This window comes from Nonomuraea sp. NPDC047529 (assembly GCF_040642995.1).
Classification (GTDB): Bacteria; Actinomycetota; Actinomycetes; order Streptosporangiales; family Streptosporangiaceae; genus Nonomuraea.
On the sequence record NZ_JBEYTJ010000010.1, the window covers coordinates 45,316 to 60,481 of the forward strand.

General features: G+C 71.0%; 17 protein-coding genes. 10 read left to right on the forward strand and 7 right to left on the reverse strand.

Going from position 1 to position 15,166, the window contains the following annotated elements; genetic code table 11:
* Positions 1-6: 6 nt before the first annotated feature.
* The gene (locus ABZ815_RS17840; RefSeq protein ID WP_357699034.1) at positions 7-1,011 is read right to left on the reverse strand and encodes an SDR family oxidoreductase; all 1,005 of its coding nucleotides are present in this window, start codon (positions 1,009-1,011) and stop codon (positions 7-9) included.
* Positions 1,012-1,019: 8 nt separating this feature from the next.
* Complete coding sequence (locus ABZ815_RS17845; RefSeq protein WP_357699036.1) at positions 1,020-1,286, reverse strand: hypothetical protein; 267 nt, start codon at positions 1,284-1,286, stop codon at positions 1,020-1,022.
* Positions 1,287-1,340: 54 nt separating this feature from the next.
* Between ABZ815_RS17845 and ABZ815_RS17850 the strand changes: the two genes are divergently transcribed.
* From ABZ815_RS17850 to ABZ815_RS17860, 3 genes are read left to right on the forward strand one after another with little or no spacing between them, the layout of a single operon-like run.
* Positions 1,341-2,348, forward strand: coding sequence for a DNA topoisomerase IB (locus ABZ815_RS17850; RefSeq protein ID WP_357699038.1), 1,008 nt, complete (start codon positions 1,341-1,343; stop codon positions 2,346-2,348).
* A gap of 45 nt (positions 2,349-2,393) precedes the next feature.
* Positions 2,394-2,642 (forward strand): BON domain-containing protein, encoded by a 249-nt coding sequence (locus ABZ815_RS17855; protein ID WP_357699040.1) that lies wholly within the window; start codon positions 2,394-2,396, stop codon positions 2,640-2,642.
* Positions 2,635-3,375, forward strand: a complete 741-nt coding sequence (locus tag ABZ815_RS17860) for a metallophosphoesterase (protein WP_357699042.1) — start codon at positions 2,635-2,637, stop codon at positions 3,373-3,375. The genes ABZ815_RS17855 and ABZ815_RS17860 overlap by 8 nt, the downstream gene beginning before the upstream one ends.
* Before the next feature lie 6 nt (positions 3,376-3,381).
* Here the strand turns inward: ABZ815_RS17860 and ABZ815_RS17865 are convergent, their stop codons facing one another.
* Positions 3,382-5,163, reverse strand: a complete 1,782-nt coding sequence (locus ABZ815_RS17865; RefSeq protein ID WP_357699044.1) for a SpoIIE family protein phosphatase — start codon at positions 5,161-5,163, stop codon at positions 3,382-3,384.
* 136 nt (positions 5,164-5,299) lie between these two features.
* On the reverse strand, positions 5,300-5,449 hold the full coding sequence (locus ABZ815_RS17870) for a GPGG-motif small membrane protein (RefSeq protein WP_165959640.1): 150 nt from the start codon (positions 5,447-5,449) through the stop codon (positions 5,300-5,302).
* A gap of 71 nt (positions 5,450-5,520) precedes the next feature.
* On the opposite strand from ABZ815_RS17870, the gene ABZ815_RS17875 reads away from it, so the two are divergent.
* Entirely contained in the window at positions 5,521-6,474 is a 954-nt protein-coding gene (locus tag ABZ815_RS17875) for a TIGR03557 family F420-dependent LLM class oxidoreductase (protein WP_357699046.1), read from the forward strand.
* On the opposite strand, the gene ABZ815_RS17880 is transcribed toward ABZ815_RS17875, so the two are convergent.
* Positions 6,471-6,956 (reverse strand): DUF1360 domain-containing protein, encoded by a 486-nt coding sequence (locus ABZ815_RS17880; protein ID WP_357699048.1) that lies wholly within the window; start codon positions 6,954-6,956, stop codon positions 6,471-6,473. The genes ABZ815_RS17875 and ABZ815_RS17880 overlap by 4 nt on opposite strands.
* 95 nt (positions 6,957-7,051) lie before the next feature.
* Here ABZ815_RS17880 and ABZ815_RS17885 point away from each other — a divergent pair, with 95 nt between their 5' ends.
* Complete coding sequence (locus ABZ815_RS17885; RefSeq protein WP_357699050.1) at positions 7,052-7,648, forward strand: nucleotidyltransferase; 597 nt, start codon at positions 7,052-7,054, stop codon at positions 7,646-7,648.
* A 93-nt stretch (positions 7,649-7,741) separates the two neighbouring features.
* Here the strand turns inward: ABZ815_RS17885 and ABZ815_RS17890 are convergent, their stop codons facing one another.
* Positions 7,742-8,029, reverse strand: a complete 288-nt coding sequence (locus tag ABZ815_RS17890; RefSeq protein WP_352352063.1) for a PRC-barrel domain containing protein — start codon at positions 8,027-8,029, stop codon at positions 7,742-7,744.
* Positions 8,030-8,219: 190 nt separating this feature from the next.
* Here ABZ815_RS17890 and ABZ815_RS17895 point away from each other — a divergent pair, with 190 nt between their 5' ends.
* The 5 genes from ABZ815_RS17895 to ABZ815_RS17915 all read left to right on the forward strand — a co-directional run bounded on the left by ABZ815_RS17895 (position 8,220) and on the right by ABZ815_RS17915 (position 13,958).
* Positions 8,220-9,035, forward strand: coding sequence for an SAM-dependent methyltransferase (locus ABZ815_RS17895; protein WP_357699052.1), 816 nt, complete (start codon positions 8,220-8,222; stop codon positions 9,033-9,035).
* Positions 9,036-9,224: 189 nt separating this feature from the next.
* Entirely contained in the window at positions 9,225-10,091 is an 867-nt protein-coding gene (locus ABZ815_RS17900) for an EamA family transporter (RefSeq protein ID WP_357699054.1), read from the forward strand.
* Between the two features lie 134 nt (positions 10,092-10,225).
* On the forward strand, positions 10,226-12,409 hold the full coding sequence (gene secA2 / locus ABZ815_RS17905) for an accessory Sec system translocase SecA2 (RefSeq protein ID WP_357699056.1): 2,184 nt from the start codon (positions 10,226-10,228) through the stop codon (positions 12,407-12,409).
* A 53-nt stretch (positions 12,410-12,462) separates the two neighbouring features.
* The gene (locus tag ABZ815_RS17910; RefSeq protein ID WP_357699058.1) at positions 12,463-12,837 is read left to right on the forward strand and encodes a VOC family protein; all 375 of its coding nucleotides are present in this window, start codon (positions 12,463-12,465) and stop codon (positions 12,835-12,837) included.
* A 164-nt stretch (positions 12,838-13,001) separates the two neighbouring features.
* Positions 13,002-13,958, forward strand: a complete 957-nt coding sequence (locus ABZ815_RS17915; RefSeq protein WP_357699060.1) for a hypothetical protein — start codon at positions 13,002-13,004, stop codon at positions 13,956-13,958.
* Here the strand turns inward: ABZ815_RS17915 and ABZ815_RS17920 are convergent.
* Entirely contained in the window at positions 13,927-15,087 is a 1,161-nt protein-coding gene (locus ABZ815_RS17920) for an FAD-dependent monooxygenase (RefSeq protein WP_357699062.1), read from the reverse strand. The two genes, ABZ815_RS17915 and ABZ815_RS17920, sit on opposite strands and share 32 nt — an antisense overlap.
* Positions 15,088-15,166: the final 79 nt, after the last annotated feature.

Below are 15,166 nucleotides of genomic sequence, written 5' to 3' on the forward strand. Positions count from 1 at the left end.
GCCGGGTCAGCGGTTGAGTCGGCGGGCCGCCGTGACCGCCGCGACCACGCCCCCCGCCGCCAGCATCACCGCGCGCCGGTGCTGGGACAGCCACAGCTGAGGGCTGTGACCGTGTGAGCGCTGGTCGAACGTCCCGTGCGCCCCGTAGTCCTTGTCCTCGTCGGCCGGCTCCCAGAGGTTGGACACCCCGCTCGGCTGCTTCTCGTCCGTCTGCTGGGACTTGATGCCGGTCCTGGCCAGGTACCGGTCCACGAGGGCGGGGGCGACGCGCTGGGCCAGGAGGGTGGCCGCGGTGCTGGCGCCCACCCAGTACTCCTTGCGTCCGGGGTGCTCGGCGGCGTAGACGATGGCGCGGGCCGCGACCTCCGGCTGGTAGATCGGGGGGACGGGCTGGGGGTGCCGCCGCAGCTTGGACAGGACCCACTCGAACTGAGGGGTGTTGACCGCCGGGAGCTGGACCAGCGTGACCTCGACGCCGCTGCGGTCGGCCAGGAGCTCGGTGCGCAGCGACTCGGTGAAGCCCTTGATGGCGTGCTTGGCCCCGCAGTACGCCGATTGCAGGGGGATGCCGCGGTGGCTCAGGGCCGAGCCGACCTGGACGATCGTCCCGGCGTTGCGGGGGCCCATGAGGTCGAGGGCGACCTTGGTGCCCCACACGTAGCCGAGGTACGTCACCGAAGTGGTACGGGCGTACTCATCCGGCGAGATGTCGGCGAACTTGGCGAACACCGAGGAGAAGGCGCAGTTGATCCAGACGGAGATCGGTCCCATCTCCGCCTCGACGCGTTCCGCCGCCGCCTTCACCTGCTCGTACTCGGCCACGTCCGCCTCGTAGACCCGCGCGTCCCCGCCCGCGGTCCCCACGTCCACGGCGGCCGCGCCGAGGCCCGCCTCGCCGCGTGCGACCAGGGCCACGCGGGCGCCGCGGGCGCCGAGTTCGCGCACCACCGCCCGTCCGACCCCGCCGCTGGCGCCCGTCACCACTACCACGCGTCCTCGAAGGGATGCCATGTCGACTGTCAGCCTGCCTCTCCCGTTCCTCGTTCCTTCTGCCGCCGGATCGCCAGGGCGATGTCGATGATCGTGACGATGAACAACACGATCGCGATCCCTGCCATCACCGGCGCACCCGCGATGAGCCCCAGCACCGTGAACGCGAAGAGGAACACCAGGATGAACGACCCCACCCTGATGTGCACCACGTCGCGCGGTGTGGCGGGCACCATGGGGTGCCCCTTGCGGTCACCCTGCTCGTACCATCTACCGTCATCCGTGTTCTCAGGCATACCGCTCACCTGCCCGTCCTGTTTGTTGCCTAACGTCCTGGGTAGCCGCCCTGCGTGCCCGAGCTGCGTCCGAGTGATCAGAGTGAGCCGGGGATCGTCAGGCGTCGCCGCGGGCGGGGCTTCAGCTACGAAGGACCGGACGGGCGGCCGGTGCGCGACAGCGCGACACTGCAGCGCATCCGGTCGCTCGTCATCCCCCCGGCGTGGAAGGACGTGTGGATCTGCCCCTCCCCGCGCGGCCACCTCCAGGCCGTCGGCACGGACGCGGCCGGACGCCGGCAGTACCGCTACCACGACCTCTGGCGCGAGCAGCAGGACAAGGCGAAGTTCGACCACGTGCTGGAGGTGGCCGAGCGCCTGCCCGCCTTCAGGCAGGCCGTGGACGACCGCCTCAAGGGCCGCGGCCTGACCAGGGACCGGGTGCTCGCCGCCGCCGCCCGCCTGCTGGACATCGGGTTCTTCAGGATCGGCGGCGAGAGTTACGACACCTACGGCCTGGCCACCCTGCGCATGGAGCACGTGACGTGCCGGAACGGCGTCGTGACCTGTGCCTACCAAGCCAAGGGGGACATCTCCCGCGAGGTCGAGGTGGCCGATCCGGGGGCGTGCACGGTGCTGCGTTCGCTCAAGGCGCTCGGCGCGGACGGCGAGCTGCTGCGCTACCGCCGTCCGAAAGGCGGGTGGGAGGACGTCAGGAGCGAGGACATCAACGACTACCTGCGCGAACTGATCGGGTACGAGGTCACCGCCAAGGACTTCCGCACCTGGCACGCGACCGTCCTGGCCGCCGTGGGCCTGGCGGTCTCCGGACACGCCCGGGGGAGCGGCACGGCCAGGAAGCGGGCGGTCACCCGGGTGATGCGGGAGGTGGCCGAGTATCTGGGCAACACGCCGACCGTGGCGCGGGCGTCGTACGTGGACCCGCGGGTGGTGGAGGCGTACGACCAGAACAGGACGATCGCCGCGGCCCTGACGGAGCTCGGAGCCGACACCGACTACGGCCAGCTCGCCACGCACGGGACGGTGGAACGGGCGGTCATAGACCTGATTCGCGCTGTTTGAGCCGTTAATCCCCGGGCATGCGGCGACAATGGAAGGAGACAGACGATGGAAGCTCCGCAGTACGTCGCGGCCCGCGTCCAACGGGCGCTGGCCGAGGACGGACGCACGAACGAGCTCGGCATACGGGTCGACGTCCGCGGCGACCAGTTGTTCCTGCGTGGTCAGGTGAGCGGAGCCGAGCAGCGCGACAGGCTCGGCCAGGTGGCGCGGGAGATCGCGCCCGATCTGCACCTGCACAACGAGATACGCGTGGTCGACGTCTCGGTGCCGGGGGAGGATGAGCATCTTGACTGACCTGCGAATAGCGGCGGTGGGCGACATCCACCTGGGCGAGGACGTCAGAGGCCAGTACCGGCGCAGGCTTGAGGGCATCGAGGAACGCGCCGACGTGTTCATGCTCGCGGGCGACCTCACCCGGCACGGCACGCTGGAGGAGGGGCGGCTCGTGGCCGACGAGCTGCGCGGCCTGCCCATCCCCACCGTGGCCGTCCTGGGCAACCACGACTACCACTCCGACCTGCAGTACGAGATCGCCGCCGAGCTGCGGGACGCCGGCGTCATCGTGCTCGACGACGATGGCACGGTGATCCAGTGCGGTGACCGGAAGCTGGGCGTGGTCGGCGGCAAGGGGTTCGGCGGCGGGTTCGCCGGCAAGAGCGCGAGCGAGTTCGGCGAGCGCGAGATCAAGAACTTCATCTCCCACACGCGCTACATCGCCGAGGCGTGGAAGATCGCGCTGAAGGAACTGGTGGCCGACCAGCGCGTGGTGCTGTCCCACTACTCCCCGATCAAGGAGACGCTGGAGGGCGAGCCGCTGGAGATCTACCCCTTCCTCGGCAGCTACCTGCTGGCCGAGGCGGTGGACACGGCGGGGGCCGACCTCATCCTGCACGGGCACGCCCACAAGGGCACGGAGAAGGGCACGACCTCGGGCGGCATCCGCGTCCGCAACGTCGCCCAGCCCGTCCTCGGCAAGGCGTACGGCGTCTACTGCCTGGAAGAGCCGGGCAACGACTACGACGACTGACGGACCTCACAGCACCCGTGCGGCGATGACGCACACGTCGTCGGTGGCGCTGTCGGCGCCGAGCCGCCGCAGCACGCAGTCGATCATCTGCTCGGGATCGTCCCCCTCGCACGCGTGCGAGGCCCGGACGAGCGCGGCGACCCCCGCGTCCAGATCCTGACCGCGCCGCTCCACGACGCCGTCGGTGTACATGAGCAGGGTGTCGCCGGGTTCGAGCTGCGTGACGGTCATGTCGAACTCGGCCGCGTCGAACGCCCCCAGCAGGGTGCCGGTGACCCCCTCGATCGGCTGCCCCTCGCCGTCCCTGATGAGGAGGGGCGGCGGGTGCCCGGCGTTGGTCCAGGCGAACGTGCGCCGCTCGGGGTCGAAGTGGCCGATGATCGCGGTGCCGGTGACGGTGATGCCCTCGTTGGAGTGCACGATGAGGTCGTTCAGCCAGGTGGCGAGCCGGCCCGCGGGAGCCCCCGTGTACGCCAGGCCGGCCAGCCCCGAGCGCATCTGCAGCATGATGCTCGCGGCGGTCAGGCCGTGGCCCATGGCGTCGCCGATGGCCAGCAGGACGCGGCCGTCGGTGATCAGACGGGCCTTGAACCAGTCGCCCCCGAGACTGGCCAGCTCCTCGCCCGGCAGGTAGCGCACGCCCACGCTGAGCCCCGGCAGGCTGATGAGCCCCCGGCGGATCGGCAGGATCGTGTCCTGGAGCTGGACGGTGATCCGGTGCTCCTGCTCGGCCCGTTCCTTCTCCTTGGTCGCCTGCTCGTGCGCCACGGCCAGCGCGCGTTCCCTGCGGCGGTTCTTGGTGACGTCCTGGACCAGGGAGCGGACCTTGATCGGCACGCCGTCCCCGTCGAGGATCGGCTCGCTGTAGACGCACAGGTGGCGCACACCGTGCCGGTGCTGGATGCGGAACTCGTTCTCCACGGCCTCGCGGAACTCCAGCAGCGTGCGGATCTGCTCGTCCATGAGCGGCAGGTCGTCGGCGACCACCACGCTGGGCAGCTCTTCCAGGGCCATCGGGCCGTCGGCGCGGTCGCGGCCGAACATCTCGTACATCTGCGGCGTCCACAGTGTGCGCTCGGTCGCCAGGTTCCACTCGCCCCAGCCCAGCTCGGCCAGGCGCTGCGCGCGTTCCCAGCCGGAGACCAGCAGTTCCTCGTCGTCGAGGATGCGCCAGGTCACCAGCAGGCCCTCGTCCACGCGCGAGGCACGCACGCTCAGGGTCGCCGGCCACAGCCGGTAGTCCATGGCCTCGACGAACTCCATCGGCATGTGGTGGAGGGGCTCGCCCGTCTCGTACACGGCGATGTAGTCGTCGAGCAGGCCCGAACCGGCCACGCCGGGGCTGACCGCCAGGAGGCGGCCCCCGGCCAGGTCGTCGGCCGTACGTCCGGCCGGGGTCCTGGCGTGCTTGTTGGCGGCCAGGACCAGGAAGTCGACGACGCGGCCCGCGTCGTCCTGGACGGGGGTGAGGAAGATGGCCGAGGCATGCACGCCCGCCAGCATGCCGTGCACCCACTGGGGCACCTCGGGCTGTTCGAGCTCCTGCTCGGGCAGCGGTTCGATGCCCCTGGCGACCTCGGTCAGCTCCAGACCGCTGTGCTGGGCCATCCTGGCGAGTTGCTCGGCGGCCTCGCCCGGGCGGATGTTGAGCCGGGTGGCCAGGCGGGCCGTGGCCTCGTCGAGGATGGCCTGGGTACGCAGGTGGCGGCGCAGGTGAGCGAGCTGCTCACGGACCCTTGCCGAAGCCGCGTTCATTTCGTAGCGGCTGAACGGCGGAAATCTGCTCACTCGCTCCCCATGCCCGATCAATCGGGATTGAGGGCTGATGCTGCTGATATTTCGGTAAACCTAGGTGTTCCGCTGGGCCGTTCTCGAGGTTCGGCCCAGCGGACGGTCGCGGACGGGGTCCAGGGCGGCGTCCGCCCTAGACATTGAAGATGCTGACCCCACCCGGCCCCACGAGGAAGCCGAGGACGATGAGCACGATCCCCCAGAGGAGGTCGCGCCGGGCCAGAATCACGTAGATCCCGGAGATGACGAGGATTACGGCGATGATCCAAAGCAAAGTAGCCATGCCACGGCAACTGCCCCCACGCGCGACTCCATAACATGTTTTTCTCCGCAGTAACGGGCAGGTGGGGATTCATGACGACATTCGGCTATTTCTTGTCGTGCGAGGAACACAGCCCCCAAGAACTGGTACGCCAGGCCAAGGCCGCCGAACGCGCGGGTTTCACGGCCTTGTGGATTTCCGACCACTTCCACCCCTGGCTGGACGAGCAGGGCCAGGCGCCCTTCGTCTGGTCCGTGATAGGCGCGCTGGCCGAGGCGACCTCCCTGCCCATCACCACAGCCGTCACCTGCCCGCTCGTCCGTACGCACCCGGTCGTCATCGCGCAGGCCGCCGCCACCACGGCGGCGCTCACCGGCGGACGCTTCAGGCTGGGCGTGGGCACCGGCGAGGCGCTGAACGAGCACGTCGTCGAGTCCCGCTGGCCGCCGCTCGACGAACGTCTGGAGATGCTCGAAGAGGCCGTCGGGCTGATGCGCGAGCTGTTCACCGGCAGGCTGGTGACCCACCGGGGCGCGCACTACCGCGTGGACACCGCCCGGCTCTACACGCTCCCCGACGAGCCCGCGCCCATCCTGATGTCGGGGTTCGGCGAGAAGTCGACGACGCTGGCCGGACGGCTGGCCGACGGCTACATCTCCACCGCGCCGGACGCGGGGTCGGTCACGATGTTCCGCGAGGCCGGCGGCGGGGACAAACCGGCGCTCGGCGGGCTCAAGGCCTGCTACGCCGCCGACGAGGCCACCGCGCGCAAGACCGTCCACCGCCTGTGGCCCACGCAGGGGATCAAGGGCGAGGCGTCGCAGCTCCTGCCGCTGCCACGCCATTTCGAGCAGCTCGCCGAGTCGGTCACCGAGGACGAGGCCGTGGGGGGCAGCCCGGTCGGCCCCGACCCCGAGGTCCACGCGCGGGCGATCAGGCAGTACGTGGACGCCGGCTTCGACGAGGTCTACGTCAACCAGATCGGCCCCGAGCAGGACGCCTTCTTCGACTTCTACGAGCGCGAAGTGCTCCCGAGGGTGCGCTAGCCGGCCGACTTCATCAGCTTGGCGTAACCGAGCTGCAGCCAGTCGGAGATGGCGACCGCGGTCATCGTGGCGCCGACGAGCCTGGTCACCCTGGGGGCGAAGACCAGGCCGACGGCGTACGCGGTGGCCGCCCACTGGGCCAGGCAGAACGGGCAGGCCAGCAGCTCGCCCATCGGCCCGCGCGGCTCCTCCTGGACCTCGGAGGGGCCGCCTTGGCCCTCGTACCTGGTGAAGGGCGCCCGCAGGGGGCTCATGACCGGGTCCTTGGCCAGGCGCCGGGAGACCTTGTGCGTGCAGGCCGCCATGAGCGCGAGGTCCAGGACCCCGACCCGCTCGGGCAGCTTCCTCTTGGTCAGCACGGTGGCCACCACCGCGCCGGCCACCCCCGCCCCGTACGTGGCGAGGATGCCCATGTAGCCGCCCAGCGGCCGATCGTGCCCGTTGCCGTACGCCCGTTCCGTCTTCTCCAGCATCTCGGTCATAGGGTGTGGCGCTACCCTCAACCCCCGTCCCTACGCCCTGTCCCTACGCGCTGTCCGCAACGCCTACATGACGATCGTGCGGGTAGCCCGGAACCATGAGCAGCCATGGCCATGCGGTCACCGACGCCATCCTTGACACGTTGAAGCGCGCGAGCTCCGGGCTGAAGGACGCCGGGGTGAAGTTCGCGCTGGCCGGCGGCTGCGCGGCCTACGCCAGAGGCGCCGCCCCCTCCCTGCACGACGTCGATTTCGTCCTCACCGAGCACGACGTGCCCGCCGCGCTGGAGGCCCTGCGCGGGCTGGGCTTCCAGACGGCCAAACCGCCGGAGGACTGGCTGGTCAAGGCGTACGACGAGGGCCGGCTGGTCGATCTGATCTTCCGGGTCTCCGACCACGAGATCACCGAGGAGTTGCTGGACCGGGCCGAGCCGCTGAAGGCGTCGGCGGTGATCGTGCCGGTGCTGGAGGCCACCGACCTGGTCATCTCGTGGCTGCTGCCGCTGTCGGAGCACGCCTGCGACTACGGCGCGCTGCTGGCCCAGGTGCGGGCGCTGCGCGAGCAGGTCGACTGGTCGAGGGTGGTGGCGGTGACGGCGGACTCGCCGTACGCGACGACGTTCGTCACGCTGCTGGAGCGGCTGGGCGTGCTGAGCGAGCCGGTGGTGGCCGGCGGCGAGAGCCGGTGGCCCTGACGGAGGCGGCCCGGAACGGGCGGAGGGCCGCGTCCTTTTCGGACGCGGCCCTCCTTCTAGGACGGACTGCCCTTCTGGGGCAGACGTCCAGGGTCACCCGCCGTAGCGGCCGTAGTAGTCACCCAGCCGCGTACGGTACTCGGGCTCCTTGTACCTGCCCTCGTCGAACTCGGGCGCGTCCTTGATCTCGGCCTTGGTGCGCGCGACGTGCACGTTGCGCTCCTGAGGGTCGATGCGCGTGACGACCTGCGCCGGCAGCATGACCTTCTTGCCGAAGATCCAGGGACCGGTGTCGACGATGATGTAGCTCTCGCCGACCTCGTACGTCGCCTCGTCGACGGACCCGATCTTCCCGTCGGTCGCCTGGACGTGGTACCCCACGAGATCCAGACTCTGACCCCGGTCATAGACGTCAGCACGATAGTTCCAGAGCTCCATTGGGCTCTCTTCCTCTCTTCTTCCGTCTTTTCTCGGGCAAGACCTCCGCTACCCGGACAGACTCCGGTAAACCCCCCACAAAGCGTCGGTGGTGGCGGATACGATCCGCGTCACGGACTGGAAAGGGGGCCGGATGACTGTCGGCGAAGCGCAGGAGTGGGCCCCCGCGGGCGTCGATGTCACGCGTCCCAGCGTGGCCCGCCTGCACGACTGCCTGCTGGGCGGCGTGGAGAACTTCTCCGTCGACCGTTCGGTGGCGCGCCGGCTCAAGGACGCCGTGCCCGAGGTGGTCGACCTGGTCTGGTGCAACCGGGCCTTCATCGGGCGGGTCGTCGACTTCCTCGTCCGCGAGGCGGGCATCAGGCAGATCATCGACCTCGGCGCCGGGCTGCCCACCATCGAGAACACGCACGAGGTCGCCCAGTTCGCCGACCCCCGTACCAGGGTCGTCTACGTCGACCTCGACCCCATGGTCGAGCCGCACGCCCGCGCCATCCTGAGCGGCAACCCCAACGCCACCGCGATCACCGCCGACGCCCGCGACGTCGAGGCCGTGCTCGGCCACCCCGAGCTGGGCCGCCTGATCGACCTCGACCAGCCCACGGCCCTGCTCGCCGTCGGGCTGCTGCACCTGTTCCCCGACGCCGACGACCCCCGCGGCCTGGTCCGGCGGTACGTCGCCGAGCTCGCCCCTGGCAGCCACCTGGCCGTCTCCAACATGCTCGCCTCCGAGAACCCCAAGGCCAAGGCCCTGGAGACCCTGCTCCAGGCCACCATGGGCACCGGCCACTTCCGCGACCGGACGGCGATCGAGGCGTACTTCGACGGGCTCGTCCTGGTCGAGCCCGGGGTGGTGCACTTCCCGGAATGGCACCCCGACGAGCGGCTGCCCGGCCCGCTGGCCCCCTGGGAGGAACTGCTGCTGGGCGGCGTGGCCCGCAAGCCGTAATCCCGGTGCGCCTCACGATCGGTGACGGCTAGGGTGTCGCCCATGCCGCGTCGTCTCCTCATCTGCTCCCCGCCGCCCGCCCTCTAGCGGGCGGCGGCGTTCCAGGAATTTCCGGGTCTGACGGATCCGGGGGTGGTTGCTGCCCGCACACGGGCCCATTCCGACCACTCCATCCGGAGAACTCCTGTCATGACCCCTGTCTCCGCCCGCCGTGGCGCCGTCTACGTCTCCGTGGCCGCCACCGCCTGGGGCACCGGCGGCGCCGCCGGCGCGCTGCTGTTCGAGTCCGGCCATCTCGGTCCCGTCGGCGTCTCCTTCTGGCGTTACCTGCTCGGCGCCGCCTTCCTCCTCGCGCTCACCCGCCGCCCGTGGCGCCCGCGGCGGCTCACCTGGCACGTGCTGCCGGTCGGGGCCGGCATGGCCGTCTACCAGACGGCGTACTTCGCGGCCATCGCCGGCTCCGGCGTCGCGGTCGCGACCGTCGTGACCATGGGCGCCACGCCGATCTTCACCGCGATCGGCGGGTGCCTGCTGCTGCGCGAGCCGCTGGGACCGGTCGCCCGCGCCGCGCTGGCCGCCGCGCCGGCCGGGCTCGTCCTGCTCACCTGGGAGTCCGTCGTCCGGGCCGAGGCCGGGGCCGGCATCGGGTACGCCCTGCTCTCGGCCGCCGGGTACGCCGGCGTGACGCTCTTCTCCCGGCGCCACAGGACCGACCCGCAGGGCACGGCCGTCGGCGGCTTCGTGGTCGGGGCGGCCTGCCTGGCGCCCTTCGCCCTGCCGGCGGGCGTGCTGCCCGAGCTGAGCGTGTCGTCGGCGGCGCTGCTGCTCTACCTGGGCGCGGTCCCCACGGCCCTGGCCTACGGCCTGTTCTTCCGCGCGCTCACCGCGCTGCCCGCCACCACGGTCTCGATCATCTCGCTCGGCGAGGCGGCCGGGGCGGCGCTGATCGGCGTCGTGCTGTTCGGTGAACGGCTCACGCCGCTCGCGTGGGGCGGGTGCGCGCTGCTGCTCGCCGCCGTCGCGGTTCTCGCGCTGAAAGCGGACACGGAGATGTGAGGTCCAGGGCCCGTGATGAGTTAAGGTCCGGTACGGCGACGCTTGCCGTATCGTCGCTCCGCTCCCTCATTTCGGCTTAAGGGAACGGCGCCGGCGAAACGTGCGTTGGAGGAACTGTGGCCTCGATAAAGGGAATGTTCAGGAACCTCCTGGATCGTCCGGGCGGGGTGAACCTGACCCCCTATCTGAAGATCGTCAAGGCGGCCGACGAGCGCGCCGGCCGCATCGGGAAGCTCGAAGAGCTGCCGACGCCGGCCATGGACGATCTGGCCGAGTTCTGCGCCGTGGTGCGCGAGGCCGCCGACCGCACCCTCGGGCTCAGGCCGTACGACGTGCAGTTGCTGGGCACGCTCGCCCTGCTCGACGGCAAGGTGGCCGAGATGGCGACCGGCGAGGGCAAGACCCTGTCGGGCGCCATGGCCGCCGCCGGTTACGCGTTGCAGGGCAAGCGCGTCCACGTGATGTCCGTCAACGACTACCTGGCCAGGCGCGACGCCGAGTGGATGGGCCCGCTCTACGAGTCGCTCGGCGTCACCGTGGGCTGGATCGACCAGAACTCCACCCCGGAGGAGCGCCGCGCCGCCTACGCCAAGGATGTCACGTACGGGCCGGTCAGCGAGATCGGGTTCGACGTGCTGCGCGACCGGCTGCGCACCGACCCCGCCGAGATCATCGTGCCCGCGCCCGAGGTGGCGCTGATCGACGAGGCCGACTCCGTTCTGGTCGACGAGGCCAGGGTGCCGCTGGTGATGGCCGGCGCGGCCGACCCCGGCAGCGCGGTGCCGGAGATGGCGGCGCTGGTCCGCACGCTGGTCCGCGGCTACCACTACGAGATCGACGAGCAGGCGCGCAACGTCTACCTCACCCCCAAGGGCGCCGACAGCGTCGAGAACATCCTGGGCGTCGAGCTCTACGACGAGCACGAGCCCGGCACCCTCATCGAGCTCAACCTCGCGCTGCACGCCCACGCGCTGCTCGCCCGCGACGTCGACTACATCGTCCGCGACGGCAGGGTGCAGCTCATCAACCCCTCGCGCGGCCGGGTGGCGCTGCTCCAGCGCTGGCCCGACGGGCTCCAGGCGGCCGTGGAGGCCAAGGAGGCGCTGCCGCCGAGCGAGAAGGGCGAGATCCTCGACTCGATCACCGTCCAGGGGCTGATCCGCCGCTACCCGCAGATCTGCGGCATGACGGGCACCGCCGTCGCGGTCAACGAGCAGCTCGGCGAGTTCTACGGCCTCAAGGTCGCGGTCATCCCGTCCAACCGGCCGTGCGTGCGGCAGGACGAGCCCGACCGCATCTACCCGACCGTCCCCGACAAGGACGCCGCGCTGGTCGAGGAGATCCAGGAGGTGCACGAGACGGGCCGGCCGATCCTCATCGGCACCCTCGACGTGGCCGAGTCGGAGAACCTCGCCAAGCTGCTGCAACGCCGCGGCATGGAACCGGTCGTGCTCAACGCCAAGAACGACGCCGAAGAGGCCACGATCATCGCCAGGGCGGGCGAGCGCGGCGCGATCACCGTCTCCACCCAGATGGCCGGCCGCGGCACCGACATCCGGCTCGGCGAGGGCGTGGCCGAGCTCGGCGGCCTCTACGTGATCGGCTCGGGCCGCCACGCCAGCAGCCGCCTCGACGACCAGCTTCGCGGCCGGGCCGGCCGTCAGGGCGACCCCGGCGGCTCGGTCTTCTTCGTCAGCATGACCGACGATCTGATCACCCAGTTCGTCCCCGACGAGCGCCCGCCCGCCGCCGACCCCGACGGCCTGGTGCGCCACCGGCGCGGCGCGTACATCGTGGGCCACGCCCAGCGGGTCGCCGAGGGCGTCAACCTGGAGATCCACCGCAACACCTGGCGCTACACCCGCCTGCTCGAACACCAGCGTGAGCTGATCCTCGAATGGCGTGACAAGGTCCTGCACGGCGACGCCGCCGCCAAGGCGCTGGCCGAGGCCGACGCCGGGCGCTGGGCCGAGCTGCCCGAGGACACCAGGGACGAGACGGCCCGCCAGATCGTCCTGCACGCCATCGACACCTGCTGGACCGAGCACCTGGCCTTCCTCAACGACCTGCGCGAGGGCATCCACCTGCGCGCGCTGGGCCGGATGAGCCCGGTCGACGAGTTCCAACGGGAGGCCGTGGCCGAGTACAAGGCGCTGCAGGCCGAGGTCGAACGCCGCTCGCTGGAGTCCTTCGAGGCCCCCGAGCCCGACCTCAAGCGCCCGTCGGCCACGTGGACGTACCTGGTGCAGGACAACCCGTTCGGCACGGAATGGGACCGGATCCTCAAGCGCGTGACGGCCGCCACGCGTCGCGGCTGACCGGCCGGGCGTACCTGACAGAAGATGACAGGTACGCCTGCCAGCATGGACACATGACGACGAAAGCCAAGCTCATCGCCTTCACCATCGACTGCGACGACCCCCGGAAGCTGGCCGCCTTCTACCACGAGGTGACCGGCTTCGAGATCCAGTACTCGGAGGAGGAGTACGCGGCGATCGGCGACGGCTCCACCAACATCTACTTCGGCCGCGTCCCCGGTTACAAGCCGGGCACCTGGCCCAGCCCGGACAAGAAGTTCCACTTCGACTTCCGCGTCCCGGACCTGGACAAGGCGGTCGAGGAGTACATCGCGCTCGGGGCGGTCAAGCCGGAGTTCCAGCCGGGCGTCACGGAGGAGGGCACGCGCTGGATCGTGCTGCAGGACCCGGAGGGGCACCTGTTCTGCGTGGTTCCCGAGCAATCGTAAGCGCCGTGACGCCCCCGCGGAGGGCCAAGGATCAGCAACATGTTCGTGCAGGTGACAGCCGCATTTAGGTGATTAATCAGCCTAAAGAAGGATGGTAGTGCTCTGCTCGGCTCCTAAGCTGGAGCAATGCTCCTGCACGGATCCTTGCCCCTGCGCGGGCGCCGATGACCTGGGTCGGACTGCTCATCGCGCTGGCCGGAGCGCTGGGATACGCCCTCGGCGCCGCCCTCCAACAGTACGAGGCCGTGTCGGCGGGCGCCTCCCTCAAGCTGGTCCGGCGTCCCCGCTGGTGGATCGGCGGCGTGATCGGCTTCGCCGGGGCGTGCCTGCACGCCGTGGCGCTCAGTTTCGCGCCCCTGGTGGCCGTGCAGCCGATCAGCGTGGCCACCCTGGTGTTCGCGGTGCCGCTGGCCGCCTTCATGTACGGGCGCAAGCCGTACCGGGCGGAGATCCTCGGCTCGATCGCCGTGGCGGTGGGCCTGCTCTGGCTCATGCTGCTGGTGCCGCAGCACAACGTCGTCCCTCGGCTGAGCAGCGGCGCCGCGCTCGGCTTCCTGGGCGTCATCGCGGCGGTCGCGCTGGTCTCGCAGCTGCTCGCGCGGCGCTTCCACGGGCCGGCGCGGGCGCTGCTGCTCTCGGTGGGCGCGGGCGTGGTGACGGCCAGCGTCTCGACGTTCGTCCGGGTGGTCGGCGGCGGGCTGGAGGGGGAGTGGGGCCGGCTGATCCACTGGTTCACGCTGGCCGTGCCGGTGCTGCTGGTCTGCGCCGTGGTGCTGCTCCAGCGCTCGTACGCGGTCGGCTACTTCGGCATCGCCTACGCCGGCGTCCAGGTCATCGACCCGATCACGTCGGTGCTGGCGGGGGCGATCCTGCTCGGCGAACCGCTGCCCACCAGCCCGTCCACGGCGATCCCCGCCCTGCTGGCCGGGGCGCTCACCATCGGCGGCACGATCACCCTGGGCCGCCTCACCCCCGACCACTCCAAGCCCGCCCCCGCCCCCGCTCCCGTGCCGCCGGTGCTCACCTCGGCGACGGTGGCCGCCGAGGCTGCGTCCCAGGCGGCGTCCAAGGCTGACTCCGAGGGCGCGGTCACCGGTCAGCGGCCCGCGTCCGGTCAGTGACCGCCTCCACCGGCGGACGCCAGGACAGCACGTCGTCCATCGAACGCAGCATCAGCTCGGGGCTGACCCGGCCCGCCACGGTGACGGCGAGGTCGCGCAGCCGTACGGCGACGGGGTTGCGCACCTTGGTCACCCGGCAGATCGTCATCGACTGCCGCACCACGGCCGACGTGCGCGCCAGCCGGGCGGCGGTGTAGGCGGCGAGGTCGCCGCCCGCCAGGTGCGCGAGCACCACGGCGTCCTCCAGCGCCTGGCAGGCGCCCTGGCCCAGGTTCGGGGTCATCGGATGGGCGGCGTCGCCCACCAGCGCCACTTTGCCCTGGTGGAGGGCGGGAAGCGGCGTCTTGAGGTAGTACACGTCGTTGCGGATGATCCGGGCGGGGTCGGCGGCCCGCAGCAGCGCCGGGATCGGCTCGTGCCAGCCGCCGAACCTGCGCAACAGCTCCTCCCGCTCGTCCCCGTGGGTGGCGCCCGCCGGTGACAGGTCGGTGGCGTACAGGTAGACCAGGTCGTCGGCGAGCTGGTGGACGCCGAACACGAGCCCCCTTCCCCAGCTCTCCGACCGGGGGATCGCCAGATCGCCGCGCGGGACGAGCGCCCGCCACGCCGTGACCCCCGCGTACGCCGGTCCCGGATGCCCGGGGAAGAGCGCCCGCCGCGTCGCCGAGTGGATGCCGTCGGCGCCCACGACGAGGTCGGCCTCGATCTCGCCCGCGTCCGTGCGCACGATCCCCCGCCCGGCGTCCACGCCCGTCACGGTGGTGCCCAGCCGCAGGACGCCCGGCCCCAGGGCGTCGGCGAGCACGTCCATCAGCGTGGCCCGCAGCATGACGACCACCGAGTCCCCGTAGCGGGCGTCGGCGTGGTCGGTGGTGGTGCGCGTCAGCCAGCGGCCGTCGGCCCGGCGCACGCCGAGCGGGCCCTCCACCGTGGACAGCTCGCGCACCCGGTCGCCCAGGCCCAGCGTGTCGAGCGCCTTCAGGGCGTTGGCGGCGATCGCGAGCCCCGATCCGACGGGCTCGACGGCGGCCACCCGCTCCAGGACGCTCACCTCCCACCCCTTGCGGCGCAGCGCCACGCCGCCGGCCAGCCCTCCGATGCCGCCGCCGATCACCACAGCCTTGGGCATGATCGCCTCCTTGGTTACTACGTCTGTAGTGTCACCGTACTACATCTGTAGTTCGGTGACACTACCCCTGTAGTATTCG

Coding starts and splice junctions, on each gene's coding strand:
- ABZ815_RS17920 (WP_357699062.1), bottom strand. CDS start 15,087: ATGCCCAAGGCTGTGGTGATCGGCGGCGGCATCGGAGGGCTGGCCGGC.
- ABZ815_RS17875 (WP_357699046.1), top strand. CDS start 5,521: ATGACGACATTCGGCTATTTCTTGTCGTGCGAGGAACACAGCCCCCAA.
- ABZ815_RS17915 (WP_357699060.1), top strand. CDS start 13,002: ATGACCTGGGTCGGACTGCTCATCGCGCTGGCCGGAGCGCTGGGATAC.
- ABZ815_RS17845 (WP_357699036.1), bottom strand. CDS start 1,286: ATGCCTGAGAACACGGATGACGGTAGATGGTACGAGCAGGGTGACCGC.
- ABZ815_RS17870 (WP_165959640.1), bottom strand. CDS start 5,449: ATGGCTACTTTGCTTTGGATCATCGCCGTAATCCTCGTCATCTCCGGG.
- secA2 (WP_357699056.1), top strand. CDS start 10,226: ATGTTCAGGAACCTCCTGGATCGTCCGGGCGGGGTGAACCTGACCCCC.
- ABZ815_RS17855 (WP_357699040.1), top strand. CDS start 2,394: ATGGAAGCTCCGCAGTACGTCGCGGCCCGCGTCCAACGGGCGCTGGCC.
- ABZ815_RS17880 (WP_357699048.1), bottom strand. CDS start 6,956: ATGACCGAGATGCTGGAGAAGACGGAACGGGCGTACGGCAACGGGCAC.
- ABZ815_RS17885 (WP_357699050.1), top strand. CDS start 7,052: ATGAGCAGCCATGGCCATGCGGTCACCGACGCCATCCTTGACACGTTG.
- ABZ815_RS17840 (WP_357699034.1), bottom strand. CDS start 1,011: ATGGCATCCCTTCGAGGACGCGTGGTAGTGGTGACGGGCGCCAGCGGC.
- ABZ815_RS17900 (WP_357699054.1), top strand. CDS start 9,225: ATGACCCCTGTCTCCGCCCGCCGTGGCGCCGTCTACGTCTCCGTGGCC.
- ABZ815_RS17910 (WP_357699058.1), top strand. CDS start 12,463: ATGACGACGAAAGCCAAGCTCATCGCCTTCACCATCGACTGCGACGAC.
- ABZ815_RS17895 (WP_357699052.1), top strand. CDS start 8,220: ATGACTGTCGGCGAAGCGCAGGAGTGGGCCCCCGCGGGCGTCGATGTC.